Annotated in this window: 26 protein-coding genes and 1 pseudogene; 12 read left to right on the top strand and 15 right to left on the bottom strand. The window is 69.8% G+C overall.

Annotated features, from left to right (window positions below):
* Nucleotides 1-15: 15 nt before the first annotated feature.
* From AC3EO4_RS15410 to AC3EO4_RS15385, 6 genes are all read right to left on the bottom strand, one after another.
* Nucleotides 16-330, bottom strand: coding sequence for a hypothetical protein (locus AC3EO4_RS15410; protein ID WP_379573706.1), 315 nt, complete (start codon nucleotides 328-330; stop codon nucleotides 16-18).
* Between the two features lie 20 nt (nucleotides 331-350).
* A complete protein-coding gene (locus AC3EO4_RS15405; RefSeq protein WP_379573705.1) occupies nucleotides 351-788 on the bottom strand; it encodes a peroxiredoxin in 438 nt (145 codons plus the stop codon).
* A gap of 45 nt (nucleotides 789-833) precedes the next feature.
* The gene (locus AC3EO4_RS15400) at nucleotides 834-1,262 is read right to left on the bottom strand and encodes a DUF3052 domain-containing protein (protein WP_379573704.1); all 429 of its coding nucleotides are present in this window, start codon (nucleotides 1,260-1,262) and stop codon (nucleotides 834-836) included.
* Between the two features lie 101 nt (nucleotides 1,263-1,363).
* Entirely contained in the window at nucleotides 1,364-1,771 is a 408-nt protein-coding gene (locus AC3EO4_RS15395) for a secondary thiamine-phosphate synthase enzyme YjbQ (protein WP_379573703.1), read from the bottom strand.
* A 9-nt stretch (nucleotides 1,772-1,780) separates the two neighbouring features.
* The gene (locus tag AC3EO4_RS15390) at nucleotides 1,781-1,963 is read right to left on the bottom strand and encodes a DUF1918 domain-containing protein (RefSeq protein ID WP_379573702.1); all 183 of its coding nucleotides are present in this window, start codon (nucleotides 1,961-1,963) and stop codon (nucleotides 1,781-1,783) included.
* Between the two features lie 333 nt (nucleotides 1,964-2,296).
* Entirely contained in the window at nucleotides 2,297-3,154 is an 858-nt protein-coding gene (locus AC3EO4_RS15385) for an alpha/beta fold hydrolase (RefSeq protein WP_431896156.1), read from the bottom strand.
* Between the two features lie 52 nt (nucleotides 3,155-3,206).
* Between AC3EO4_RS15385 and AC3EO4_RS15380 the strand changes: the two genes are divergently transcribed.
* The 3 genes from AC3EO4_RS15380 (at nucleotide 3,207) to AC3EO4_RS15370 (ending at nucleotide 9,197) form a co-directional block, all read left to right on the top strand.
* A complete protein-coding gene (locus AC3EO4_RS15380; protein ID WP_431896154.1) occupies nucleotides 3,207-3,788 on the top strand; it encodes a TetR/AcrR family transcriptional regulator in 582 nt (193 codons plus the stop codon).
* Between the two features lie 882 nt (nucleotides 3,789-4,670).
* Nucleotides 4,671-7,418 carry a pyruvate dehydrogenase (acetyl-transferring), homodimeric type gene (aceE, locus tag AC3EO4_RS15375; RefSeq protein ID WP_379573698.1) on the top strand — a complete coding sequence of 916 codons (2,748 nt, stop codon included), beginning with the start codon at nucleotides 4,671-4,673 and terminating at the stop codon, nucleotides 7,416-7,418.
* Between the two features lie 243 nt (nucleotides 7,419-7,661).
* A complete protein-coding gene (locus AC3EO4_RS15370) occupies nucleotides 7,662-9,197 on the top strand; it encodes an alpha/beta hydrolase (protein WP_431896152.1) in 1,536 nt (511 codons plus the stop codon).
* Nucleotides 9,198-9,421: 224 nt separating this feature from the next.
* On the opposite strand, the gene AC3EO4_RS15365 is transcribed toward AC3EO4_RS15370, so the two are convergent.
* The 9 genes from AC3EO4_RS15365 to AC3EO4_RS15325 all read right to left on the bottom strand — a co-directional run bounded on the left by AC3EO4_RS15365 (nucleotide 9,422) and on the right by AC3EO4_RS15325 (nucleotide 19,668).
* Entirely contained in the window at nucleotides 9,422-9,784 is a 363-nt protein-coding gene (locus AC3EO4_RS15365) for a VOC family protein (RefSeq protein ID WP_379573696.1), read from the bottom strand.
* 83 nt (nucleotides 9,785-9,867) lie between these two features.
* Nucleotides 9,868-10,593, bottom strand: coding sequence for a helix-turn-helix transcriptional regulator (locus AC3EO4_RS15360; protein ID WP_379573695.1), 726 nt, complete (start codon nucleotides 10,591-10,593; stop codon nucleotides 9,868-9,870).
* A gap of 148 nt (nucleotides 10,594-10,741) precedes the next feature.
* Nucleotides 10,742-12,637, bottom strand: coding sequence for a carbohydrate-binding protein (locus AC3EO4_RS15355; RefSeq protein WP_431896149.1), 1,896 nt, complete (start codon nucleotides 12,635-12,637; stop codon nucleotides 10,742-10,744).
* A gap of 95 nt (nucleotides 12,638-12,732) precedes the next feature.
* The gene (locus AC3EO4_RS15350) at nucleotides 12,733-13,722 is read right to left on the bottom strand and encodes a LacI family DNA-binding transcriptional regulator (RefSeq protein ID WP_379573693.1); all 990 of its coding nucleotides are present in this window, start codon (nucleotides 13,720-13,722) and stop codon (nucleotides 12,733-12,735) included.
* Nucleotides 13,719-15,461 carry a glycoside hydrolase family 36 protein gene (locus tag AC3EO4_RS15345; RefSeq protein WP_431896146.1) on the bottom strand — a complete coding sequence of 581 codons (1,743 nt, stop codon included), beginning with the start codon at nucleotides 15,459-15,461 and terminating at the stop codon, nucleotides 13,719-13,721. Before AC3EO4_RS15345 ends, AC3EO4_RS15350 begins: the two co-directional genes overlap by 4 nt.
* The gene (locus AC3EO4_RS15340; protein ID WP_431896144.1) at nucleotides 15,458-16,270 is read right to left on the bottom strand and encodes a carbohydrate ABC transporter permease; all 813 of its coding nucleotides are present in this window, start codon (nucleotides 16,268-16,270) and stop codon (nucleotides 15,458-15,460) included. The genes AC3EO4_RS15345 and AC3EO4_RS15340 overlap by 4 nt, the downstream gene beginning before the upstream one ends.
* Entirely contained in the window at nucleotides 16,267-17,178 is a 912-nt protein-coding gene (locus AC3EO4_RS15335; protein ID WP_431896142.1) for a carbohydrate ABC transporter permease, read from the bottom strand. The genes AC3EO4_RS15340 and AC3EO4_RS15335 overlap by 4 nt, the downstream gene beginning before the upstream one ends.
* Entirely contained in the window at nucleotides 17,175-18,497 is a 1,323-nt protein-coding gene (locus tag AC3EO4_RS15330) for an ABC transporter substrate-binding protein (RefSeq protein ID WP_431896140.1), read from the bottom strand. The genes AC3EO4_RS15335 and AC3EO4_RS15330 overlap by 4 nt, the downstream gene beginning before the upstream one ends.
* Nucleotides 18,498-18,645: 148 nt before the next feature.
* Nucleotides 18,646-19,668, bottom strand: coding sequence for a PHP domain-containing protein (locus tag AC3EO4_RS15325; RefSeq protein WP_379573688.1), 1,023 nt, complete (start codon nucleotides 19,666-19,668; stop codon nucleotides 18,646-18,648).
* A gap of 83 nt (nucleotides 19,669-19,751) precedes the next feature.
* Here AC3EO4_RS15325 and AC3EO4_RS15320 point away from each other — a divergent pair, with 83 nt between their 5' ends.
* The 9 genes and pseudogenes from AC3EO4_RS15320 to AC3EO4_RS15280 all read left to right on the top strand — a co-directional run bounded on the left by AC3EO4_RS15320 (nucleotide 19,752) and on the right by AC3EO4_RS15280 (nucleotide 26,129).
* Nucleotides 19,752-20,126, top strand: coding sequence for a hypothetical protein (locus tag AC3EO4_RS15320; RefSeq protein ID WP_431896138.1), 375 nt, complete (start codon nucleotides 19,752-19,754; stop codon nucleotides 20,124-20,126).
* Nucleotides 20,126-20,602, top strand: a complete 477-nt coding sequence (locus AC3EO4_RS15315) for a hypothetical protein (protein WP_431896136.1) — start codon at nucleotides 20,126-20,128, stop codon at nucleotides 20,600-20,602. Before AC3EO4_RS15320 ends, AC3EO4_RS15315 begins: the two co-directional genes overlap by 1 nt.
* Nucleotides 20,602-21,762, top strand: coding sequence for a glutathionylspermidine synthase family protein (locus tag AC3EO4_RS15310; RefSeq protein ID WP_379573685.1), 1,161 nt, complete (start codon nucleotides 20,602-20,604; stop codon nucleotides 21,760-21,762). The genes AC3EO4_RS15315 and AC3EO4_RS15310 overlap by 1 nt, the downstream gene beginning before the upstream one ends.
* Before the next feature lie 121 nt (nucleotides 21,763-21,883).
* On the top strand, nucleotides 21,884-22,315 hold the full coding sequence (locus AC3EO4_RS15305; RefSeq protein ID WP_379573684.1) for a DUF350 domain-containing protein: 432 nt from the start codon (nucleotides 21,884-21,886) through the stop codon (nucleotides 22,313-22,315).
* Between the two features lie 196 nt (nucleotides 22,316-22,511).
* Nucleotides 22,512-22,604 (top strand): annotated as a pseudogene (locus AC3EO4_RS15300) (hypothetical protein); the annotation flags it as partial.
* A gap of 93 nt (nucleotides 22,605-22,697) precedes the next feature.
* The gene (locus tag AC3EO4_RS15295; RefSeq protein ID WP_379574557.1) at nucleotides 22,698-23,858 is read left to right on the top strand and encodes a PucR family transcriptional regulator; all 1,161 of its coding nucleotides are present in this window, start codon (nucleotides 22,698-22,700) and stop codon (nucleotides 23,856-23,858) included.
* Nucleotides 23,859-23,961: 103 nt separating this feature from the next.
* The gene (locus tag AC3EO4_RS15290; protein WP_431896133.1) at nucleotides 23,962-24,861 is read left to right on the top strand and encodes an ACP S-malonyltransferase; all 900 of its coding nucleotides are present in this window, start codon (nucleotides 23,962-23,964) and stop codon (nucleotides 24,859-24,861) included.
* Entirely contained in the window at nucleotides 24,858-25,814 is a 957-nt protein-coding gene (locus AC3EO4_RS15285; RefSeq protein ID WP_379573682.1) for a beta-ketoacyl-ACP synthase III, read from the top strand. Before AC3EO4_RS15290 ends, AC3EO4_RS15285 begins: the two co-directional genes overlap by 4 nt.
* A 75-nt stretch (nucleotides 25,815-25,889) precedes the next feature.
* Complete coding sequence (locus AC3EO4_RS15280; protein WP_183646883.1) at nucleotides 25,890-26,129, top strand: acyl carrier protein; 240 nt, start codon at nucleotides 25,890-25,892, stop codon at nucleotides 26,127-26,129.
* The last annotated feature ends 32 nt before the right edge of the window (nucleotides 26,130-26,161 follow it).

Genomic DNA, 26,161 nt, shown 5'->3' with positions numbered 1-26,161 from the left:
GAACGATAGCGCACCCTATTGTCGGGAAAGACCCAGCACTCTGTTGAGGGCCGCCTCGACCTCGTCGGCCAGGCCGGGGGGCGGCTCCGATCCTGCGGGCTCGGTGAGCCGCGCGAGCCGTACCGAGCCGCAGTCGCGGCACTCGACTTCGCCGAGCCGGCAGATGAGCGACGTGGAGCCGCAGGATTCGCACAGGTCGAGTTCGAGGTCGTGGGCACGCTGGCAGTCAGGGCAGATGAGCACCTGGACCTCGCCGCGCACCCCACGCCGCCACGGACTCGCGCCGCGAACCGGGTCGGTCTGCCGGGCCCCGCACCGGTAGCAGGGCATGGTGTCCTCCGATACGACAGTCAGGACAATGCTTTGAGATAGTCGGCGACATCACGCGCCGAGGAGATCGGGTTGACGACCGACCACCTGATCACGCCCTCGCCATCGATGAGGAAGGTCCCGCGCTTGGCGAGCCCTTTCGTCTCATCGAACACACCGTACGCCTCAGCGACCTGTCCATGTGGCCAGAAGTCGGATAGCAGGGGAAACTCGTACCCCTCCTGCTCCGCCCACGCACGATGGGTGAACATGGAGTCGACGGAGACCGACAGCACCTGGACGTCGGCGGGCAGGCGTGGGATGAGCTCGTCGCGCACCTGGCCGAGTTCGCTGCGGCACACGCCGCTGAACGCGAGCGGATAGAAGATCAACAGCACCCGCCTGCCCCGCAGGCTGGACAGCCTGACCGGGGTGCCGTGCTGGTCGGGCAGTTCGAAGTCGGGAGCCATGCGATTCATCCTGCCGTACGACCTCCTCGGTCGTACGGCAGGCGTCACGTCTAGCTAGCGACGGCCCTTGGGCGCCACGAGCCTGGTCCCCGACCAATCGGGTGCTGCGGAGATGCTGCTGGTCTGCGAGAGGCCCGCGGTGGCGGCGTCCTCCCCGATGTCGCTCGGCTCCACGTGGCCGTCTCTGCCGGCCTTGGGAGTCAGGAGCCAGATCTGGCCCGCGTCGGCCAGAGATCGCATCGCATCGCTGAGAGCGTCGAAGAGGTCGCCGTCGCCGTCGCGCCACCACAGCAGCACCACGTCGGCTACTTCGTCGGTTTCCTCGTCTAGAAGCTCGGTGCCGGTCAGGTTCTCGATGGACTCGCGAAGCTCATCGTCGCTGTCCTCGTCCCAACCGATCTCCTGCACCACCTGACCCGGCTTGAGGCCGAGTCGTTCGGCCAGGCCGCGCTCGCCCTGCGCCTGACCCGCGGTCGCGCTCACTTGTATCCCTCCTGATATGCGGTCATCGCTTCGGGACAGTCCACACGCTGTGACCCTCAGTCGTCAACGGTCGCCACGATGACGGCCGTACTCCACACGAATTAATCAGACAAAAACGACAAGCGAACCTGCCGTTCACGGTTGTCGACGTTCAGGTCGACGATGGCGATCGACTGCCACGTGCCCAGCTCCAGCCGCCCGCCCAGCACGGGAACGGTGGCGTAGGGCGGGATCAGGGCGGGCATCACGTGAGACCGGCCGTGACCCCGTGATCCGTGGGCGTGTCGCCACCTGTCGTCGGCAGGCAGCAGGTCGTCGAGTGCGGCCAGGAGGTCGTCGTCGCTGCCCGAGCCGAGCTCGAGCAGCGCCACTCCCGCCGTCGCATGCGGCACGAACACGTGCAGCAAGCCGTCGCCGCCCACCGAGCGCACGAAGTCCGCGCACTCGCTCGTGATGTCGAGTACCGTCTCGCGCGACCCCGTGGTCAGCGAGATGATCTGGGATTTCACATGGAAATCCTACGCATGCTCGACGACCGCATCCGGGCCAGGAAACACCAGGCCGGTGTGACCGTCTTCGAACCTGACCATGTACGGAGGCCCCCCGTCGGAGCCGCGTACCTCGATGATCTCCCCGCGCCGGTCCCCTTCTCCAACGGTGTTCCCGTGCATAAGGAGCCGGTCGCCTACCGTCGCGTTCATACCTCCACCTTCGTACGGCGGAGCCGATCCGAAAAGCCCCTCCACCGAGGTAGAAGGGCAAAAGATAATCGAAACGTTACGCTCCGCCCACACGCTTTCCAGAAGGCCCCAACCGCCCGGCCCTCCTTACGTCCTCCCCGGCCCCGCCGCGCACGCCGAGCGGGTTCAGGCGGGCGATCCACCCCCTTCCGCCTGGTACGGCGGGGCGTTACCAGGCGGGCGGTCCACCCCCTCCCCGGACACGACCGGGCGTTGCCGGCCGGGCGATCCACCCCCTCCTCCGGGCACAGCGGGACGGGTCGGAGCACAGCGGGACGGGTCGGATGGGCGGTGTCAGGCGGGCGATCCGTCCGTGGCGGTCTCGCCGACGAACTCCTCGATCGCGCGGGCGAGCACCCCGGGCTGGTCCTCGGGAATGAGCGTGTAGCTGTCCTCGATCTCCACCAGCCTCGCGTCCTCGAACAGCGCCACGAGCCTCGGCCCGTGATCCCGTGGCATCAGCCTGTCCTCCACCGCCCACGCCACCAGGACGGGCCCCTTGAAGGACCGCAGTCCCTCGGCCCAGTCGAGCAGGACCCGCCGCGGCGGCACGGACACCGCGTACTTGGCCAGGTCCCGCCTGATCGCCCGGCTGGCCCTGGCGGGCCCGAACCAGCGGTCCATCACCTCGTCGGGCACGGGCCGCTTGCTCATCCAGCCCCACCCGCCTGGCGCCCTGCGGAAGGACCTGAGCCCGAGCATCCGAGCGGTCAGCCACAGCCCGCCAGGGGTCCTGGCCGCGAGTTCGATCAGGCGGCCGGGCAGCCCCGGAGGGTAGTTGTCGAAGGCCTCGCATGCGGTGAGGACCAGCCTGCCGACCCGTTCGGCCCTTCCGAGCGGGACGAGCAGTTGCCCGCCGCCCCAGTCGTTCAGCACGAGCGTCACGTCGCGCAGGTCGAGCCGCTCGAGGAACTCCGCCACCAGCAGGGCCAGGCCCTGGAGCGACAGGTCGGCGTCGGGCCGCATCGGACTGCGGTGCGCGCCGAGAGGAAGCGTCGGGCACACGCACCGGTGGCCGTCGCGCAGGCCGGCCACCACCTCGCGCCACACGGAGCCGTCGATCGTGACCCCGTGCAGGAACACCAGGACCGGCCCCTCGCCCCCGGTGTCCTCGTAGTCGATGGTCCCTGCCGACAGCTCGATCTCCGGCACGATCGCCTCCGATTTGATAGATCGCTCTAGCGAGAGAGTAGGGTAGAGTCGAATGGTGGGCAACACGAAGGAACGCATCCTGGACGCGAGCGCCGAGCTCTTCCGCCGCAACGGCTACACGGGCACGGGCCTGAAGCAGATCGTCGCCGCCGCCAACGCGCCGTTCGGGTCGCTCTACCACTTCTTCCCCGGCGGCAAGGAGCAGCTGGGAGAGGAGGTCATCCGCACGGCGGGGATGTCGTACGTCCAGCTCTTCGACGTCCTCATCGCGCCCGCGCCCAACCTCGTCAGCGGGATCGAGACGTTCTTCTCCGCCGCGGCCGACACGCTGGTCGAGACCGGCTACGCCGACGCCTGCCCCATCGCCACGGTCGCCCTCGAGGTGGCCGGCACGAACGAGTCCCTGCGCAGGGCGACCGCCGACGTCTTCACCGCGTGGATCGCCGCGGGCACAGAGGGGTTCGCCAGGTTCGGGCTGTCGCACGAGGCGGCGCGCAGGCTCACGATCTGCCTGGTGACAAGCTTGGAGGGGGCGTTCGTGCTGTGCAGGTCACTGCGCGACACGGAGGCGCTGAAGGTCGCGGGCGACGCCGTCGTCGCGGCCGCCAGAGCCGAACTCGCCGCCTCCGCCTGATCGCGACGCCGATACCGCGATCTTGATCGCGAGCCGACACCGCAGAGCCCCGATCGCAAGCCGACACAGCTCGCCGCCCCCGCCTGAACGCGAATCCGAGCCCGACCGAGCCGCGCCGAGCCCGACCGAGCCGAGCCCTGCCAGCGCCGAACGCTGGTACGGCGGGGCCGCCTGCCGTACCGATGCCTGCGAGCGCCCGGGGCTCCGGCGACGGGCGCGCGCAAGACCGTAACCCGCGACGCGACGGCCGCCGCGCGCAATACCGCGACCGGCGACCCGCGACCCGACCGCCTACGCGTGCGAGACCGCGACGAGCGACCCGCAATCCGACCGCCTACGCGTGCGAGACCGCGACGAGCGACCCGCAATCCGACCGCCTACGCGTGCGAGACCGCGACGAGCGACCCGCAATCCGACGGTCGGCGCGCGGGCCCATTGCAAGCGACCCGCGATCCGACGGCCCGCGCCAGCGAGCCCGTGACACGCGACCCATGCTCCGGCGCGCGCGAGACCGTGACGGGCGACCGGTGAACTCCGGCTTCCCGCGCTTGCGGGACCGTGGTGAGCGACGCGTGGTCCCGGCGAAAGGCGTGCGCGAGACCGTTCCTATACTGCGTGGCGAGCGCCGCTCCGTCGCACCCGCCCCCGAGGCCACAGCACCGGGCGAAATTTCGTATCTTTTCTAGTCTTGATAAATCTGGCCTGCACTGTAACCTTTGGTGGCGATTCGTCCTACCATCGGTGGTCTAGGCCACCATCAGCGTCACTGCCAGCAGGGACGTTCTGGTTACCGGTCAGTAGAGATGCACTTTCCGGAGTTAGCGACCAGGATGGAAGGCGACCCAACCCAGACATCAGTCGATCCTCGGAAGGCGAGACCCAGTGGCTTCCGGACGCCAGCGTTTCTCGATCATCAGCGACGGCCTACCCAGCCAGCTGCCTGATGTCGACCCCAGCGAGACCAACGAGTGGCTCGAGTCCCTCGACAACGTCATCAAGACCGAGGGTCGCACGCGCGCCCGCTACTTGATGCTTCGCCTGCTGGAGCGGGCCCGTGAGCACCAGGTCGGCGTGCCCGGCCTGCGCAGCACCGACTACATCAACACCATCCCCCCGGAGCGCGAGCCCTGGTTCCCCGGCGACGAGCACGTCGAGCGTCGCATCAGGGCCTACATCAGGTGGAACGCCGCGGTGATGGTCTCGCGCGCCAACGCGCGCACGAACGTCGGCGGCCACATCGCCACGTACGCCTCCGCCGCCTCCCTGTACGAGGTGGGCTTCAACCACTTCTTCCGCGGCAAGGACCACGGCGAGTCGGGCGACCAGGTCTTCTTCCAGGGACACGCCGCGCCGGGCATCTACGCCCGCGCCTTCCTCGAGGGCCGGCTCAACGAGGCCCAGCTCGACGCCTTCCGGCAGGAGCTGTCGCACGGCTTCCACGGCCTGCCCTCCTACCCCCACCCGCGGCTCATGCCGGACTTCTGGGAGTTCCCGACCGTGTCGATGGGCCTCGGCCCGATCAGCGCGATCTACCAGGCCCGGTTCAACCGCTACCTGCTGAACCGCCAGATCAAGGACACCTCCAGGAGCCACGTCTGGGCCTTCCTCGGCGACGGCGAGATGGACGAGCCCGAGTCGCTCGGCGCGATCGGCCTGGCCGCCCGCGAGGAGCTCGACAACCTCACATTCGTCATCAACTGCAACCTGCAGCGGCTCGACGGCCCCGTCCGCGGCAACGGCAAGATCATCCAGGAGCTGGAGTCGTACTTCCGCGGCGCCGGCTGGAACGTCATCAAGGTGGTATGGGGCCGCGACTGGGACCCGCTGCTGGCCGCCGACGTCGACGGCGTCCTGGTCAACCAGATGAACACCACGCCTGACGGCCAGTTCCAGACCTACTCGGTCGAGTCGGGTGCCTACATCCGCGACAACTTCTTCGGCAGCGACCCGCGCCTGCGCAAGATGGTCGAGCACCTGAACGACGACGACATCCGCAAGCTGTCGCGCGGCGGCCACGACTACCGCAAGGTCTACGCGGCCTTCAAGGCGGCCCGCGAGCACGTCGGCCAGCCGACGGTCATCCTCGCCCAGACCATCAAGGGATGGACGCTCGGCAAGGACTTCGAGGCGCGCAACGCGACGCACCAGATGAAGAAGATGACCAAGACCGAGCTGAAGGAGTTCCGCGACCGGCTCTACCTGCCGATCCCCGACTCCGCGCTCGAGGGCGACCTGCCGCCGTACTTCCACCCGGGCGAGAACGACGAAGAGATCGCCTACATGAAGGAGCGCCGCGCCGCGCTGGGCGGCGTGCTCCCCAGGCGCATGGTCCGCGCCAAGGCGGTCAAGCTGCCGGGCGACGAGGTCTACAAGCAGTTCTCCAAGGGCTCGGGCAAGCAGCAGGTGGCCACCACGATGGCCTTCGTGCGTCTGCTCAAGGACCTCATGCGCGACAAGGAGATCGGCAAGAGGTTCGTGCCGATCATCCCCGACGAGGCGCGCACCTTCGGCCTTGACGCGATGTTCCCGACGGCGAAGATCTACAGCCCGCACGGCCAGACCTACGAGGCCGTCGACAGGGATCTGCTGCTGTCGTACAAGGAGTCGACCGAGGGCCAGATCCTGCACGAGGGCATCAACGAGGCGGGCTCCATGGCCTCGATGACCGCGGTGGGCACCTCCTACGCCACGCACGGCGAGCACATGATCCCGATCTACATCTTCTACTCGATGTTCGGGTGGCAGCGGACCGGCGACCAGATGTGGCAGCTCGGCGACCAGATGGGCAGGGGCTTCCTGATCGGCGCGACGGCCGGCCGTACGACGCTGAACGGCGAGGGCCTGCAGCACGAGGACGGCCACACCCCGCTGATCGCCTCGACGAACCCGGCGGCCGTCTCCTACGACCCCTCATGGGCGTTCGAGACCGCCTACATCGTCAAGGACGGCCTCAGGAGGATGTACGGCGAGCAGCCGGAGAACGTCTTCTACTACCTGACCGTCTACAACGAGCCCTACGTACAGCCGGCCGAGCCCGCCGACCTCGACGTGGACGGCCTGCTGAAGGGCCTGTACAGGTTCGCCGCCGCCCCCCGGACCGAGGGGCCGAAGGCCAACATCCTCTCCTCGGGCGTCGCGGGCCCGTGGGCGGTGGAGGCCCAGCGCATGCTGGCGGAGGAGTGGGGCGTCTCGGCCGACGTCTGGTCGGCGACGTCCTGGTCGGAGCTGCGCCGCGAGGCGCTGGCCTGCGAGGAGCACAACCTGCTCAACCCCGACTCCGAGCAGCGCGTGCCGTACGTCACCAGGGCCCTGCAGGGCGCGCAGGGGCCGTTCGTGGGCGTCAGCGACTACATGAAGGCGGTGCAGGACCAGATCGCGCAGTGGGTGCCGGGTGACTGGAGCTCGCTGGGCACCGACGGGTTCGGCCTGTCCGACACCCGTTCGGCGTTGCGCCGTCACTTCCACGTCGACGCCGCGTCGATCACGCTCGCGGTGCTCACCCAGCTGGTCAAGCGGGGCGAGCTCGACGGCGAGGTGCTGCGCGAGGCGATCGCCCGCTACCACCTGAAGAACGGGGTCACCGAGGCCGGTGGCGCCGAGAGCAACGACACCCAGTCGATGGGCGTCTGATCCGTCGCAGAAAACGAGCCCGCGCCCTGCCGGCGCGGGCTCGTTCATTTTTTTCCTCGATTTCCGCGTCATAGGCGGGCCCGCGAGCTGTCTTTGATACGTGGGGCGGCGTGTTCTGGAGGGGTGCACGCCGCCTCTACCCACCCTGACCGCCTCGCCAGGGGAGGCGTGCGCGGCGTGCTCGGCGTCCAGGCTGGGTATGTGAAAGGATTTTCCCCGGTACTCGATATCGGGGGATATTCCATGCGCCGCGAACTCACCACCGTCGCCGTGACGGCAGGGCTGACCATCTCGCTCGCCGCCTGCGGCACCTCCACCGACGCCTCCGGCGGCCCGACATCCGGCGGATCGGCCTCGGCACCCGGCGACGCGGGGGCGACCGGGAAGATCACCTGGGCCGCCTGCACCGACCTGACCATGCCGGACGGGCAGCCGGCCACGCCCGACGCCAGCCTGCAGTGCGGCAAGCTGGCCGTCCCGCTCGACTACGCCAAGCCGGACGGCGAGACCATCGACCTGGCGCTGATCAGGATCCCGGCCAAGGGTCCAGGCGAGCGGCTCGGGTCGCTGCTGTTCAACTTCGGCGGCCCCGGCGCGTCCGGCGTGGACACGATGGCGCGGGCGGTCAAGGCGTTCGGTGCTCTCAACGCCCGCTACGACCTGATCAGCTTCGACCCGCGCGGTGTCCAGCGCAGCCGCGGCGTCGTCTGCGGCACCGGCAAGGACATGGACGCCTATGTCTCGCTCAACACGCTGCCCTCCAACGAGGAGACCAGGGCCAAGGTCCAGGCCGGCACCGAGCAGTTCACGCGGCTGTGCGACAAGGACTCCGGCCCGGTCCTGCCGTACGTCGGGACCGTCAACGCGGCCCAGGACATGGACAGGATGCGCGCCGCCCTCGGCGACGCCAAGCTCAACTACTTCGGCATGTCGTACGGCACGCAGCTCGGCGCCGTCTACGCCACCAAGTTCCCCAAGAACGTGGGCCGCATGGTCCTCGACGCGCCGCTCGACCCGAGCGTGACCCTGGAGCAGCGGACGCTGGCGCAGAGCAGAGGCTTCCAGCAGGCCTACGAGAGCTTCCTGAAGGACTGCGTCAGCCAGGGCTGCGAGCTCGGCGGCAGCGTCGAGGCGGCCAACCAGAAGGTCGAGTCCTTCCTGAACAAGATGGTCGTCTCTCCGCTGCAGGTAGGCGACCGCCCGCTGACCCAGGGCCTGGCCAGCACCGCGGTCGCGGCCGCGCTCTACTCCAAGCTGAGCTGGCCGTTCCTGGAGAGCGCGCTGTCGTCGGGGCTGAAGGGGGACGGCGGGGCGCTGATGTATCTGGCCGACACCTATACCGGCCGCAGGCCGGACGGCAGCTACACGACCGAGATGTCCAGTTTCCCCGCCATCACCTGCGTGGACACCGCGGAACGGCCGGGCAGGGAGGAGCTGGCCCGGACCGAGAAGGCGGCGCTGAAGATCTCCCCGCTGTTCGGGAGCGCGGGCGCCGGCACGTTCTGCACGCCGTGGCCGGTGCCGGGCAGCAACGAGGCGAGGAAGATCAACGCCACCGGCTCGGGGCCGATCGTGGTGGTGGCGGGCAAGGGCGACCCTGCCACGCCGTACCAGTGGGGGCCGAAGCTGACCGAGCAGCTGAAGACCGCCACCTTGCTCACCTACGAGGGTGAGGGGCACGGTGCCTACCTGTCGGGCAGCAAGTGCATCCAGGGCGCGGTCAACGCGTACCTGATCGACGGCAAGGTCCCGGACAAGGACGCATCCTGCCCTGCCTGAACCGGTGGGCACCGGCCCGGGACGGGCGGGTGAGCGAGATGAGCAGGGACCGGCCAGAGGTGCGAACGCCCTGGGCGCGCCGCCGCTCGGCGGTTGGCGGCGTGCCCAGGGAGGGTGGACCGCCCAGGAGGCGGTCGTCACGCGTCCCGTCCATGGCGGGGAAGGCGCCTGTCAGGGCGGCGGGGGGAAAGGCCCGGCGCCCGTCAGTGGACGGGTGACGCGAGTCAGCCGGCCGGCGGCGTGAAGACGCCGAACAGGTTGTCCCCCACGTCCCTCAGGTAGGCGAAGCTGGTGTCGTCGGCGCTGATGACCTTGTGGACGACCTTGCCGCCCAGGCTTTCGACCTTGGCGCACGTCGCCTCGACGTCCTCGACGAGCACGGAGAAGATGGCGTAGTTGGGGAACTCGCCCTTGCTTCCGTACACGCCGCCCGAGGGCCGGTCGCCTTCACCCTGGGTGATCAAGCGGTAGTCCATCGGGGCCTTCGGGTCGGAGGCGAACGTCCAGCCGAAAAGGTCGCCGTAGAACCGCTGCGCTCCGTCGGGGTCGTCGGTGCCGACCTCGAACCAGGCCACGGTGTTCAGCATGTGCGCTCCAAGTCGTCAAGTCTCTCGAACAAGACAACGATAAGACGCGGATGCGACAACCCTATGTCGGTGTTTTCGATCGACTAATCGAGAACCGTGCCATGGACGATCATGTCGGGGACGTCCGAGACGTACCCCTCCAGCGGCCGGTCGGGGCAGCGCTCCTCGCTCACCGAAGCGCCCGCGATCCTGTCGAGCCTGAACACGCGCACGTCGTCGCGCAGCCGGCACCAGGCGACGAGGTACCAGAACCCGCCCCGCCCGCCGAGGAACACGCCGGGCTCGACGTCGCGCGAGGTGAGAGCGCCCTTCCTGTCGGCGTACTCCAGGTGGAGGACACGCCTGCGCAGCAGGGCGTCCTCGATCGTGCGGGAGACGCCCGCGCGCCCGAGCGGCTGGATCTGCTCGCCGGTCTCCACGGGGGCGATGAGCTGCACGCGGCTGGCCAGCTCCCTGGCCAGCTCCCCCTCCGAGCCGGGCATGGCGGCCACGACCTTGCGCAGCGCGCTGCGCGCCTGTCGGGCGAACGGCTGGTCACCGGCCCTGCTGAGCGCGATCGCGATGGCGACGGCCTCGGCGGGGGTGAAGTTGAGCGGGGGGAGGGAGTGCGTCTTGTCGATCGCGTATCCGCCGCTGCGGCCCGGCTCCGCGTAGATGGGCACGCCGGACTCCTGGAGGGCGGCGATGTCGCGCTCGATGGTCCTGACGCTGACCTCGAAGCGTTTGGCGAGCTGGCGCGCTGACCGGCACCTGGGGGAGATCGCGCGCAGGTCCTCGACGAGCGCGTAGAGCCGATCGGTACGGTTCACAATCGGCACGGTACGCGCCGATGCCGACAATTCCGCCGGCGTGACAGGAGTTGGTGAGAGGAGTGTCGCCCGCCCGTCACGGTCGGTGGCCGGTACGCGGTGCGGCCCGCCGTACTCCCGGAGGGGTGGGGTACGGCGGGCCGGACGGCTAGGAGGCGATCTTGACGGTCGCGGTCCCGCCGGCGCGCACGGGGACCTTGGCCACGGTGTACGTCACCCCGTCGATCACCTGCGGGATTCCGGGGAAACGGTGCCCGTTGACCTCCAGCCACCGGTGCTTGCCGGCGAACCGCGCGTCCCAGAACACCGGCGACGACCCCTTGTTGGTGAACGTGCTGGAAACCGCCCCGTCATGCCGTACGGTGACCTTGCCGGAGCCGACCGGCACGTCGGCCACCTCCAGCCAGCCGATGTCCGCGGGCAGCCGGGACTGCGTGGCCACGGTCCTGCGGGGCGCGTCGGGCTGGATGCCCATGAGCCCCTCCACCGTCTGGCTGACCAGCGTGAACGGCACCTCCGGGTAGTCGCCGTTCAGTCCCTGGCGGGAGTTGACGTGCCTGGCCTCGCGCTGGTCGTACACGTCCTGCATCCACTTCCACGCCGTGCCCGCGCGGTTGTGCCGGAAGAACGTGTCCGCCAGGTAGGTGAGCGCCTCGACGTTGCGCGGCCGTCCCGCCCCCGTGGCTTCGGCGTCGACGAAGTCGAGGTAGGCGTCGTTGCGCGGCCCCGCGTCGATGATGCCCTTCATCGGCATGAACCAGCTGTTCTCCTTGCCGAATCCGGTCAGCGGCGTCCCGTCCACGGTGTACGCCCTGACGAGGTCCTCGCCGCCCTGCTTCACGCTCCACGTCTTGTTGAAGTACTCCTTGACCGCGCGGGCCCGCTTGGCCTGGGCGTGGGCCAGCGCGAGGTCGCCCTTGTCGAGCGCGAGCGCGGCGAGGGCGTTGTGGGCCTGGTACTGCGACCCGATCGCGTCGCCCGCCTCGGCCAGGGGCTCGCCGCTGACCTCGTTGTAGCTGGCGGCGCCCTGGAAGATGCCCCTGCCGGTGCCCTCGGCGACGCCGTTGGGGAGCTGGCCGTCGTGCAGGGCGACGAACTCGTTCGTCGCGTGCTTGTAGTAGTCCCAGAACACGGGGTCGTCGACGTAGGCGCGGTCGCCCGACCACCGGAAGGCCTGGTTGGCCTTCTCGACGAGTTCGAAGGTGGCGGGGACCTCGCGGACGAAGTTCGTGGGCGAGCGGTAGTCGATGGACAGGTAGGTGGAGGCGTCGAAGTTCAGCGCCCACACCGGGTAGTACTTGTGCTCCTCGCTCGCCGACCGGGCGAAGGAGCGCAGCATGTTCTTGTTCTCGGCGGCCAGCCCGAGGATGTGGGCGCCGGCGAGCTGGTGGGCGAAGTCGCGCGAGTAGTAGCCGCTGCGGTTGGCGTACCCGGCCCAGTAGGAGGGCGTGTAGACGCCCTCACCGGTGCCGCCGGGCTGGCGCTCGTCCACGTCGAGCAGGCCGGGCACGCCGTCCTGGTGCACCCATGATCCCGCCTTGGCCTTGGCCCAGCCGAACATCTCGACGATCTTCGGGTTGGACGAGCTGACCGTGGGCGAGGCCTTCGCCCCCGGAGAGATCATGACGTCGTCGACGTTCACCCAGCCGGATCCTGACCCGAAGACGATGCCGAGCCGGTCGCCCTCGCCCACCGCGACGTCGGAGATCGTGTAGCGGGAGTAGGTGGAACGAGAGGGCAGCGTGAGGGTCTGGACGGGCGTGCCGCCGCGCAGGACGGTGAACGTGCCGCCCGCGCCGCCGGTCGCGATCCACGCCGACACCGAGTAGGTGCCCGCGGCGGGCACGGTGATCGTCTGGCTGACGCTCCTGCCGGGGCCCGCGTCGAGGTAGATGAGCTTGGCCCCGCCATGGGGCATGTTGGTGGCCACGCCGGTGCCGGCGGTGAAGGTCCACCCCTCGGTGTCCTTCTCGAAGCCGGGGTTGACGACCACGACGGGCCCTGCGGCCAGGACGGAGCTGAGCAGGACAGGTAACATCCTCATGGATACTCCCGATCATCGGATGAATCGAATGGGCACAATCCGTTGGCAGTGGGATGCGGAGTCTCAGCGGGGCACCACCGTGCACCCGCCGGCTCTCAGCGAGGCGCCGCCGTGGACGCCCGCACGACCAGCTCAGGGCTGAACATGAGCTCGCCGGCCGGCACGCCGCGCCCGCTCACCAGGGCGACGACGCTGCGCGCCACCTCCTTGGCCAGCCGGTCGATCGGCTGCCTGACGGTCGTCAGCGGCGGGTCGACGAACTCCATGATCATCGAACCGTCGTAGCCGACCACGGAGACGTCGCCGGGCACCGCCAGGCCTTCGCGCCTGATCGCCCTGACCGCCCCCAGCGCCATGAAGTCACTGGCCGCCACGACGGCCGTGACCCCCCGTCCGAGCAGCGCGGCCGTCGCCGACTGCCCGCCCTCGATCGTGTAGTACTGCCGCATCACCAGGGACTCAGGGTCCTGCACCCCGCGCCGTGCCATGGCGGCGATGAACCCTTCCACCCTCCTGTCGGCCGGCCTGTTGCCGACGGGTCCCGAGGCGATCCCGATCTCGCGGTGGCCCAGCCGCCACAGGTGGTCGACGGCCAGCTCGGCCGCCATGACGTCGTCGGTGGACAGCACGGGCATCGAGTGCCCCTCGAACCCGCCGTTGACGCCGACGAACGGGATCCGCCGTGCCGCCAGGATGTTGCACGTCTCGGGGTCGGGGTCGTCGAGGGTGTTGCTGGCCGACAGGAACACCACCGCGGCCACGCCGTGCTCGGCCAGCGCGGAGACGAACTCGCGCTCCTGTATGCCGCCGGGCAGCGCGGGGCACAGCACACCCTTCAGCCCGTGCGGCGCCAGCGCCGCCTCGATCAGCTCGGCGACGTCGGCGAACCACGGGTTGGACAGCCACGGCGTGATCACGGCGACGATCTGGCCCCTGGTGGAGCGCTCGTAGCCGAGCTCGGCCATGGCCCGCTCGACGGCCTCGCGGGTCCTGGCCGACACGCCGGCCCGCCGGTTGATCACCCTGCTGACCGTGGCCTCGCTGACCTCCGCCCGCGCGGCGACCTCGGTGATACCGATCTTCACCGTTCCTCCTCCACGACCGCCGCACCCGAGGTCTCCAGGACCACCAGCCCCGAAGCGGGTACGGCCAGCGAGACCAGCCCCGCCTCCAGCCGCCGTACCACCGGCTCGATCCTAGAGCCGTCAGGCCCGTGCAGGCGTGCCACGTCGGCGCCCGGCCCCGACACCTCGAGCACGAGCCGCCCCGCGCCCGTGCCGTTGACCAGCGTGATGGATCGGTGGGCCGCGGTGTCGACCGCCACCACCCGCTCCGCGGCCACCGTGATCACGCACTCGTCGCCGCGGGCGGCCATCACCACCGGGTACAGCTCGTCCGGCCTGCCGGGCTCGACCTGGCCGTCGAGCAGGACGTGCCGCACGCGCCGCCACTCCCCCAGCCAGAACGTCACCATCCGCCGCTGCTCCTCCGGCAGCCCCGCCAGGCGCGCCGAGATCTGCGGCACGGCGTGCAGCGACCCGATGATCTGCCTGGCCGCACTGTGCGCGCCCGCCCGCGGATCCCACATCAGCATGTCGCCGTGCACGGTGCCCGCGACGGCGAGGAAGGCGATGTCGATGGTCCTGACCCTGTTCGCGGTCACGTCAGCCGGGCAGTCGTCGGCTCGCAGCAGGTCGGCGAGCCCTGCCGTCCCTGGCCCCACGTACGGCTGGCGGAACTCCAGCAGCGCCCGCTCCCCCACCGCCTGCCGAATCTCGACGAGCAGCATCCGCATGGCCGTGCCCACGTCGTGGACGTCGGCGTCGAGCGCGGGACTGCCGGCGTAGGCCATCGCCTCGTTGAGGAAATCGATCTTGAGGCCGTCGACCCCGAGCTCCATCAGCCTGGCGCACAGCGCGACGACGTGCCGCCTGACCTCGGGCCGCCGCGGGTCGAGCACCCTGGCGCCCGGCGCTCCGGCCGAGGCGGGCGCGTAGGGTTCCAGCTCGTCGAAGCAGGCCGCACCCGGCCCGAGCAGGAGGGGCGCGACCCACACGAGATAGCGCAGCCCGAGCGCCCGCACGCGCGCGACGTGCGCCGCGAAGTCGGGAAATTTCCGGCGGTCGGGCACCCAGTCGCCGACTCCCCCGTATCCACGCCCGTTTCCGAACTCCTGCCACCCGTCGTCGAGGATGAGCACGCCGCACCCGGCCGACGCCGCCAGCGCCGCCTCCGCCTCGACGCCCTCCGCCGAGACGTCCTGGGCGAAGCCGTACCAGGTGGAGTAGACCGGCTCCCGAGCCCCCTCCGCGGGCTCGGTCGCGCCCTGCCCCATCGCATGCGCCAGCGCGCGCCGCAGCGCGCGCATCGCCGTCGCCACCGAGGGCGCGCTCCTGGCGAAGTGGATCCGGTACGGCCCCGCGGGCACGGCTAGGTGCACGACGAAGGTCTTGGACTCCTCCGACACCCCGAACCGCATCGTCACCTCGGGCACCGCGTCCTCGGCCGCGAAGGCGAGCAGCGTGCGGCCCTGGCTGTCGTACAGGCAGCCGGCCGCCGCGCCGTCGACCAGCGAAGTCCGTTGGTAGCCCGCCCAGTCGGCGACGAGCGCCCGGTGCCAGTCGCAGGCCGGGTGCCAGAAGCCGACGGCGTCGCCGAGCGGCACCGACAGCCGGATCTCCAGTCTCTCGTGGGAGCCGATCTCCAGCACGTCACCGAGCAGCCGCCAGGCGGCCGTGCCTGCGTCCGTCAGGACGGCCAGCCGTACGTCGTCGAGCAGGGGCTCGGTGGGCGCGGGCGCGAGGCCCGCGGTCGTGACGCTCACTCTTTCACCGCTCCAGCGAGAAGTCCGGACACGAAGTGTCGTTGGAGGAGAAGGAACAGGACCGCCATCGGGAGCGCGGCCACGGCCGTGCCCGCGAGGATCTGGCCGTAGTCGGTCTCGGTGGCACCCTGAAGTGCGGCGATCGCGAGCGGGATCGTGTAGGCGTCCCTGGTGCGCAGCGCGATCAACGGCCACACGAAGTCGTTCCACTGGTAGAGGAACAGGTAGATGCCGAGCGCGGCCAGCGCGGGCCTGATCGGGGGCAGCACCACCCGCACGAACAGCTGCAGCTCGCCACAGCCGTCCACCCTTCCCGCCGACAGCAGCTCGGACGGCAGGGCGGACATCGACTGGCGCATGAGGAAGACGCCGAACGGCAGCGCCAGGTTGGGCAGGATGATCGCCTGGTAGGTGTTGAGCCAGTCGAGTGCCAGCATCATCTTGAACAGCGGCACGAGCGTGACCTGGCTGGGGATGACCAGGCCCAGCATGAGCAGCCCGAACAGGAACTCCTTTCCCCGGAAGCTGTACTTGGCGAACCCGTAGCCCGCCATCGTGCAGACCAGGCCGGCCAGCAGTGTGTAAACGGTGGCGATGAGCAGGGAGTTGCCGACCACCCGGCTGAAGCCGACGTTGACCTCGAGGCCCGCCAGGTTGTCCAGCAGGTGGCCGCCGGGCAGCAGCGGCGGCGGGCTGCCGAAGACCTCGGCGCTGCTGTGGGTGCCGGCCACGACCAGCCAGTAGAACGGCACCAGCACCACGGCGACCGCGACGAGCAGCGTGGAGGTCAGCATGATGCTTCGGCTCACGGCTTGTCTCCCAGCACGCGGAACTGCACGATGCCGAGGATCCCGATGATGACGGCGAGCGCGTAGGCGATGGCCGAGGCGTAGCCGAAGTCGAGGTACTTGAAGCCGTTGTTGTACAGGTACAGGCCGAGCGTCAGCGTGCTGTTGTCGGGTCCGCCGTTCGTCAGGACGTAGGGCTCGTCGAACAGCTGGAGCGTGCCGATCGTGGACATCACCAGTGTCAGCAGGATGACCGGCCGCAGTCCCGGCAGCGTCACGTGCACGAAGCGGCGCCAGGCGCCCGCGCCGTCCACGGCCGCCGCGTCGTAGAGGTCCTTGGGCAGCGACTGCAGCCTGGACAGGTAGATCACCGCGTTGTAGCCGGTGTAGTGCCAGGTCAGGGCGAGGCCGAGGGCGATGCGGGCCCACACCGTGTCGGTCAGCCAGGGCACCGGGGGGATGCCGGCCAGGCCGAGCACCCAGTTGACCAGCCCCGACTGCGGGTTGAGCAGGACGGCGAACAGCAGGCCGTACGCGACCAGGCCGGTGATCATCGGCAGGAAGAACCCGAGCCTGATGAGGCCCTTGAACCGCAGCAGCGGCGAGTTGAACGCCACCGCGAGCGCGACCGCGATGGCGAGCATCAGCGGCACCTGGACCACGAGGATCACCACGGTGTTGCGCAACGCCGTCCAGAACAGGGGGTCGCCGGCCAGGCGCTGGTAGTTGGCCACGCCCGCGAAGGTCTGCAGCGCGCCGTCGGTCCTGAACAGGCTGAGCCAGAACGACCAGGCGATCGGATACAGCTTGAAGATCGCGAACAGCGCGACGGCGGGGAGCACCCACAAGTAGGGGGCCGCCTTCATCGCGGGAAACCGCCGCGCCGCCGTCGCCCTCGCCGCGGTGGCGCGCGACGCCAGCGCCGTCACCGCAGCACCTTCCTGCCGGTCTGCTGGGCGACGAGCTCGGCCGCCTCCTTGAGCGCCGTGGCGGGGTCGGCGCCCTTGAGCAGGACCTTGCTCTGCGCGTCCGTCACCGCCTTCAGCGCCCGCGGGTAGTCGGCCGAGTAGTTGGTGACGTAGGAGGGCTGCCTGAGCGCGTCGAGGAAGATCTCGCCCTTCTTCTGCCCGCTGAAGAACGCCGAAGCCTCGTGGAAGACGGGGTCGTCGTAGGCCTTCATCAGGGCGGGCGCGATGCCCTTGCCCTTGTAGATCGCGACCTGGTTCTCGGGCCTGGTCAGCACGAACTCGGCGAAGGCGTAGGCGGCGGCCTTGTCCTTGCTGGTGTTGGCGACGGCCAGGTGCGTGGAGTTGACGGTGGCCGAGACCTTGCCGCCCGCGGCGACGGCCGGCGGCAGCCGTACCTTCCACTTGCCCTTCTCGCCTGGGACGGTCTCCTCGATGATGCCGCCGAACCAGGTCGGCATGGCCTGGACCGCGACCGAGCCCTTCTTGATCGAGGTGATCATCGTGTTCCAGCCGCCCGCCATGTCGGCGACCAGGCCCGCGTCGTTGAGCTTCTTGATGATGGTGAGCGCGGTGACGGCCTGCGGGGTGTCGAGCGTGATGTTGCCCGCCATGTCGAAGTAGAAGCTGTCCTGCAGTTGCAGCAGCATCTGGAAGAGGTTGGCCGAGTCGGCCTGGGTGGCGGGCTTGTCGATGCCGAGAAGCTGGACGCCGGTCTTCTCCTTGAGCATGACGCCGGCCTCGATGACCTCGTCCCAGGTTCGCAGCGCCTCGACGTCGACGCCTGCCTTCTCGAACAGGTCGGCCCGGTAGTAGAAACCCGCGGAGTTGGCCTCCCACGGCAGCGCGTAGACCTTGCCGTCGCGGCTGACGGTCTCCCACATGCCCTGCGCGAAGGCCGTCTTGTGCCTGCCCGCGCCCAGGGGCGTCAGGTCGGCCAGCCCGTCGGGGAACTTCTCGACGTAGGCCGGCAGGTAGTCCACGCCGATGTGGAGCACGTCGCCGAGCCCCTGACCGCCCGCGGCGAGCCCTGCGGTGATCTTGTCCCAGATGGCGGGGTTGCCGATGTCCTGGACCTCGACCTTGATCGCGGGGAACTGCTTCTCGAAGGCGGGGACCAGTTGCTTCATCATCGCGGCCGGGCCCTGCCAGCTCCACACCGTGATCTTCCCGCTGCCTGCGGCCGAGGTTCCTGACGTGCCGCCGCCACAGGCGCTCAGCGCGCCTCCCGTGGCGGCCAGGGCGCTGAGCTGAAGGAAACGGCGGCGGTCGAGGTGGGCCATGGGGGTCTCCAGGGGGGTGCAGAGAACGGCCTGACGCGCCCAGACGCTACCTCCGCGTTTCCATCGCTTGCAATACTGAAGCGAAAACTTTCAAAGAATCAGGCAGTACGGCAGGCATGCCGAAACCGGCGCCTCACGCTCGTCGCCGCTAGCCGGCCGTCCAGTCCAGCAGCCGCTCCACGGACCAGGTGTTGACGACCCGCTCGGCCTCCACCCCGCACTGGGCCGCGCGCTCACAGCCGAACCGCTGCCAGTCCAGCTGCCCGGGCGCGTGGGCGTCCGAGTCGACGGAGAACACGCAGCCCATCTCGTAGGCCAGCCGCAGCAGCCGCTTCGGCGGGTCGAGCCTGTCGGGCCTGGAGTTGATCTCCACGGCGACGCCGAACCTGCGGCACGCCTCGAACACCAGCTCGGCGTCGAAGTCGGACTCGGGTCGCAGGCCGCCCCGCCTGCCACCGCCCTTGACGATCCTGCCGGTGCAGTGACCCAGCACGTCGACGTGGGGGTTCGCGACGGCGGTCACCATCCGGCGGGTCATCTCGTGGGTGTTCATGCGCAGCTTGGAGTGGACGCTCGCCACCACCACGTCCAGGCGGGCCAGCAGCGCGGGATCCTGGTCGAGCGTTCCGTCGAGGTTGATGTCCACCTCGATGCCGGTGAGGATCCTGAACGGCGCGAGCTTCTCGTTCAGCCCCGCCACCAGATCCAGCTGCCTGCGCAGCCGCGAGGCCGACAGGCCGTTGGCGATCGTCAGCCGCGGAGAGTGGTCGGTCAGCGCCCAGTACTCGTGGCCGAGCGCCCTCGCCGAGGCGGCCATCTCCTCGACCGGGGAGCCGCCGTCCGACCAGTCGGAGTGGGAGTGCAGGTCTCCCTTGAGCGCGGCCCGCAGCGCGGCGCTCTCCTCGTCGAGGTCGGCGCCCTCGGTGGCCTGGAGTCTGCGCAGGTAGGTCGGGGTCTTCCCGTCGAGCGCCTCGGTGATGGCCAGCGCGGTGACCTTGCCGATGCCCGGCAGGTCGGCCAGGGCGTCGGCCCTCGCCAGCCGTACGAGCTCGTCCTGCGGCAGGTCCTCGACCGCGGCGGCGGCCCGCCTGAAGGCTCGCACCCGGTAGGTCGGCTCGCCCGCGCGTTCCAGGAGGAACGCGATGTCACGCAGTGCCTGGACCGGCTCCATGCCGACATATCTACCCAGAGGGAACCCTGCTCTGCACACCCCCGTTGTTCCAGCTATAAAGCCCCGATAAGCTCTGGAGCCCCATGGCAGAAACCCGCTCCCGCAAGTCGACCAAGGTGATCACGCTGACGGCGCTCGGCGTGATCTCGTTGATGGTGGTCGGCTTCTGCTCGGCGCAGGACGACTACGAAGAGGTCGCGGCCGACTGCGTCGACCTCAACACCCAGCTCCCCGACGGCTCCTACCAGGTCGTCGACGACGACTACTGCGATGACGACGACGGCGGCGGCTCCCACTCCTCCCACCACGCCTACGGCTGGTACTACGGCGGCGTCAGGACGGGCATGCGGGTGCTGAAGGGCACCACCGTGAGGCCCGCCGAGGCGCGCATCAGCAGCAGGAACGGGCACGTCGTCCAGCGCGGCGGGTTCGGCGGCAGGGGCGGGGGCGGCAGCTGATGGCGCGCAGGCTCTCCTCGCACGCGGTGAGGCTCGGCGCCGTGGTGACCGTCTCGTCCGTCGTCCTGTCGGGCTGCGCCTCGGGCGACTCCGTGTACGCCGGCTCGGACCAGGTCGTGATGGACTCCTCCTCCGAAGAGGACTTCGTCGAAGAAGACGTCGAGGAAGACGTCGAAGACGAAGTCGAAGAGGACGAGGAGGAGCCGGACGACGAGGTCGTCGCCCGGTGCGTCAGGCGGAACAGCGAGGACCACGGCCGCTACGTGGTCGTGGACGACGACCGCTGCGACGGCGCGGGAAGGCACGGCGCCTACCTCTGGTACTACGGCGGCACCAAGGTCAGGAATCGCGTCTCCAAGGGCACGACCAACCGGCCGCGCCACTCCTACGTCGTGACCAGGAGCGGCGACGAGATCACCCGCTCGGGGAAGGTCACCACGAACGGTTTCGGCAACCGCACCTCGACGGGATCCTGATGCGACGCGAGCACGCCACTCCCCGCGAAGGCTGGGAGAAGATCGTCGAAGGCCACGGCCTCGCCTTCCACCGCTCCGTGCAGGCCGCGCACCTGCCCCGGCCCTACTGGGACGAGTCCGTCCACTACGTCTTCACCATGGAGCAGGTGCTCGAGCTCGAGGAGCAGGTGGAGGAACTGCACCGGATGTGCCTGGCCGCGGTCGAGCACGTCATCGCCGAGCGGCGCTTCGCCGACTTCGCGCTGCCCGAGTGGACCTGGCAGGAGATCGCCCGCTCGTGGGAGCGGCGCGACCCGCACGTCTACGGCCGCTTCGACCTGCGCTACGACGGCGTCTCCCCGCCCAAGATGCTGGAGTACAACGCCGACACGCCCACCTCCCTGGTGGAGTCGAGCGTCGTGCAGTGGTACTGGCTGCAGGACCGCTTCCCTGGCGACGACCAGTGGAACTCCATCCACGAGCGCCTCATCGACAGGTGGCGCTCGCTGGTCCTGCCGACGGGCCCCACCCACTTCGCCTGGACGAACATGGACGAGACAGGCGAAGAGGCGATGACCGTCGCCTACCTGCAGGAAACCGCCGACCAGGCGGGTCTCGGCACGATCGCCATCGCGATGGAGGACATCGGCTGGGATCCGCTCAACCGGCGCTTCGTCGATACCGGTGGCAGGGTGATCCGCTCGGCGTTCAAGCTGTACCCGTGGGAGTGGATGCTGACCGACGGCTTCGGCGAGCACGCCGTACGGCACGCCGCCTCGACCACGTGGATCGAGCCGCTGTGGAAGGCGCTGCTGTCGAACAAGGCGCTGCTGGCGGTGCTGTGGGAGCTGTATCCGGGCCACCCCAACCTGCTGCCCGCCTACCTCGACGGCCCGCGCGAGCTGACCTCCTACATCGTCAAGCCGCTGCTCGGCAGGGAGGGCGCCTCCATGCGGATCGTCACCCCCTCCGGCGTGGCCGAGACGCCCGGCTCCTACGGCGCGGAGGGCTTCGTCCATCAGGGCTTCGAGGCGCTTCCCTCGTTCGAGGGGCAGCGGCCGGTGCTCGGCGCGTGGGTGGTCGCCGACGAGTCCGCGGGGCTGGGCATCCGCGAGACCTCGGGGCTGATCACCGACGACACCTCGTCCTTCGTCCCCCACAGGATCGAGCAGTCCCCGTGACCCCCTCCCCCCGTCCCCCCGGCCCGCCTGCCTCCTCCGACGCAGGTCTGAAGGGGCCGGCGGCATCCCCCGCACCCGCCGTCGCCGAGGCGTCCCTCTCTTCGGCGAAGAAAGAGTCACCGTGAACCTCATCGACCACCTGGCCTCCGGCGCCCTGGCCATCGCCGCCTACGCCGTCCTCGGCATGATCCTGCTGATCGTCGGCTTCTACGTCATCGACCTGGCCACGCCCGGCAAGCTCAGCTCGGTCATCAAGAACGAGCGCAACCCCAACGCCACCCTCCTGGCCTCCTCGGGGCTGGGCGCCGTGGGGCTCATCGTCGCCGCCTCGATCTGGTCGTCGGGCGGCGCCCTGCACGAGGGCCTGCTCGCCACCGCCGTCTTCGGTCTGGTCGGCATCGCGGTGCAGACGGTGGCCATGCTGGTGTTCGACCTGGTCGCGGGCATCTCGGTGCGCGAGCTGATCAAGGAGAGCGAGCTGCAGCCCGGCGCCCGCCTGCTGGCCGTGACGCACCTGGCGATCGGCCTCATCACCGCCGTGGCCGTCATCTAGCCGCCGAGGACGGCACCTCGCCGAGGACGGCCGAGACGTCCGCCCGACGGCGGTGCGTTCGAACACCCGTCTGCCCACCCCTCGGCAGGATCCGCACCTCGTCGCCCCCGCGCCGCATCCACAGCTCGCACGCACAGGAACACCGTCCCCGACGGTCTGAGGCCGCGCGAGCGCGAGGTGCTCGACCTGGTGCGCAAAGGGCCTGTCCAGGCGCTCGACGGCCAGACGGCTCGGCATCTCCCGGCGCACGGTCGACAAGCACCTGGAGAACGTCCACCGCGAGCTCGCCGTTCCGGACCTGATGGCGCGGCCCGTTTCGGGCAGGACCGGCGCACTCTCGCGGACCTGGCACTCTAGAGGCGTGACAGACCACGAGGACCGTATGCGTGAGGACACCACCAGGCGTCTCGAACGCAACATGGGCACCCTGGGCACCGCGGCCATGGCGCGCATGGACGAGCGGTTGCCGTGGTTCCGCGCCCTTTCGGCCGAGGACCGCTCCTGGGTCGGCCTCGTCGCCCAGGCCGGCATCGCCGCCTTCGTCGAGTGGTTCGCCCATGCCGGCGAGGGCCGTCCCACCCCGAGCATCGAGTTCTTCGGCACCGCGCCGCGCGAGCTGAAGCGCTCCATCTCCCTGCAGCAGACGGTCGACATCGTCCGTATCGTCGTCGAGGTCGTCGAGACGATGACCGACGAGCTGGCCGCGCCAGGCGGCGGCGACCAGCTGGAGCAGGCGATGCTCCGCTACACCCGCGACGTGGCCTTCGCCGCCGCGCAGGTCTACGCCCGCGAGGCGGAGGCGCGTGGAGCGTGGGACGCCAGGCTGGAGGCGCTGATCGTCGACGCACTGGTGCGCGGCGAGGTCGACGACGGCCTGCACTCGTGGGCCGCCGCGCTCGGCTGGACCTCCTCGCCCGTCGTGGTGCTCGCGGGGCACGCGCCCGACGACGACCCGCGCGCGGTCATCGACTCCCTGCGCGAGAAGGGCAGGCGCATCGGCATGGACCTGCTCGCAGGGGTCCAGGCCGACCGGCTGATCGTGATCGTGGGCGGCGCCCAGAGCGTCGACCAGGCCTCCAGGCAGGTCGTGCCGCGCTTCGGGCCCGGCCCGATCGTCATCGGCCCCGAGGTGCCCGACCTGCACGCGGCGGCGCGATCGGCCAGGGCGGCGATCGCCGGACTCAAGGCGTCCTCGGGCTGGCCCGACGCGCCGAGGCCCGTGCACGCGGAGGACCTGCTGGCCGAGCGGGCGCTCGACGGCGACGAGGACGCCAGGGAGCAGCTGGTGGAGAACGTCTACCTGCCGCTGGCCGGCACCCCGCTGCTCGACACGCTGGCCACCTACCTGGAGCAGGGCACCTCGCTCGAGGCGACGGCCAGGCTGCTGTTCGTGCACCCGAACACGGTCAGGTACCGGCTGAAGAAGATCACCGAGCTGACCGGCTACCAGCCGACGGAGGGCCGATCGGCCTTCACCCTGCAGGTCGGGCTGATTCTGGGCAGGCTCTCCGAGAGCGCCGTGACCTGGCGCGCACTAACGTAACACCATCGAAACCCCCACTGTATGGTTCCTACAAAATGCCTGGGACAAAGTTCGTACGGATCTCTATCCTCGTGTCGGACTTCTACAGGGCATGGTGGAATCCGTGTTCGTACTCGTCGCCCCGGGCCAAGGCGCCCAGACCCCAGGCTTCCTGTCGCCATGGCTAGAGCTACCAGGCCTCGCAGACAGGCTTTCGGCATGGTCGGAGGTCGCCGGGCTCGACCTGATCGCCTACGGCACCACCGCTGACGCCGACGAGATCCGGGACACCGCCGTCGCCCAGCCGTTGCTGGTGGCCGCCTCGCTCGCCGCCGCCGAGGCGCTCGGCGCGACCCCCGACCTGCTGGCCGGCCACAGCGTCGGCGAGTTCGCCGCCGCGGCGCTGGCCGGAGTGCTGACCCCCGAGCAGTCGCTTGCGCTGATCCGCGAGCGCGGCCAGGCCATGGCCAAGGCCGCCGCGGTCACCGAGACCGGCATGACCGCCGTGCTCGGCGGCGTCGAGGCCGACGTGCTGGCCGCCATCGACGAACACGGGCTGACCCCCGCCAACATCAACGGCGCGGGACAGATCGTCGCGGCGGGCACGCTGGAGCAGCTGGCCGCCTTCAAACAGGAGCCGCCCGCCCGCGCGAGGCTCATCCCGCTGCAGGTCGCCGGCGCGTTCCACACCGTCCACATGGCCCCCGCGGTCGAGCACCTGCGCGAGGCGGCCGCCGGCGTCACGCCGGGCGACCCGCACACCAAACTGCTGTCCAACGCCCACGGCAAGGTCGTCGACAGCGGCGCCGAATTCCTCGGGCTCCTGGTCAACCAGGTCAGCAACCCCGTCCGCTGGGACTCCTGCATGGAGACCATGGCCTCGCTCGGCGTCACCAGGATGGTCGAGCTCCTGCCCGGCGGCACCCTGACCGGTCTGGCCAAGCGCGCCCTGCGCGGCGTGGAGAGCGTCGCGCTGAAGACCCCCGACGACCTCGACGCGGCCAGGGAGCTGATCAAGTCATGAGGATCCCCGACGTCGCCCCTGGAGCGAAGATCCTGGCCTTCGGCCACTACCAGCCGACCAACATCGTCACCAACGACGACCTGGCCAAGACCATGGACACCAACGACGAGTGGATCCAGTCCCGGGTCGGCATCAAGGAGCGCAGGGTCGCCCCCGCCAACGAGTCCGAGATCGACATGGCCGTCCAGGCGGGCGGCAAGGCGCTGGCGGGCTCCGGTCTCGGCGCCGGTGACATCGACCTGGTCATCGTGGCCTCCTGCACGCTCGAGTCGCAGATCCCCAACGCCGCCGCGCGGGTGGCCACCCGGCTGGGCATCGAGGCTCCCGGCGCCTTCGACGTCAACGCCGCATGCGCGGGCTTCTGCTACGCGCTCGGCACCGCCAGCGCCGCCGTACGGTCGGGGCAGGCCACCAACGTGCTGGTCGTCGGCACGGAGAAGCTGTCGCAGTGGATCGACTGGACCGACAGGGCGACGGCCGTCATCTTCGCCGACGGTGCGGGCGCGGCCGTGGTCACGGCCTCCGACACGCCCGGCATCGGCCCCGTGGTGTGGGGCAGCGCGGGCGACAAGTACGACGCGATCATCATCAAGGACCGTGACTCCTTCCTGCACCAGGAAGGTCAGACCGTGTTCCGCTGGGCCACCACGGCACTTCACCCCGTGGCCAAGGAGGCCTGCGAGCGCGCGGGAGTGGACCCCGCCGATCTGGCGGCGTTCGTGCCCCACCAGGCCAACCTGCGCATCATCGAGGCCATCGCCCGCAAGCTCGGCGCCGACAACGCCATCATCGCGCGCGACATCGTGCTGGCGGGCAACACCTCCGCGGCGTCCATCCCGCTGGCACTCTCCCGCATGATCGAGCGGGGCGAGGTGCAGTCGGGCCAGCTGGCCCTCCTTCTCGGCTTCGGCGCCGGTCTGACCTACGCCGGCCAGGTCGTCGAGATCCCATAGCTTGTACGGCGTGGCCGCCGCCGACGCGGCCTGCCGTACAAAACCCAAGAAGAAACCCAAAGGAGAACTACCGACATGGCAGTCAGCGAGCAGGAGATCCTCGAGGGCCTCGGCAAGATCGTGAACGAGATCACCGGGATCCCGGCGTCCGAGGTCACCCCGGAGAAGAGCTTCGTGGACGACCTCGACATCGACTCCCTGTCCATGGTCGAGATCGCCGTGGCCGCGCAGGACGAGTTCGGCGTCGAGATCCCCGACGACCAGCTCAAGAACCTGAAGACGGTCAAGGACGTCCTCAACTTCATCCAGGCCTGAACCTTCCCTTCTGATCAGCAAGGAGCGTAACC

The organism is Nonomuraea sp. bgisy101, assembly GCF_057708945.1.
This window is presented reverse-complemented; position numbering and strand designations above follow the sequence as displayed.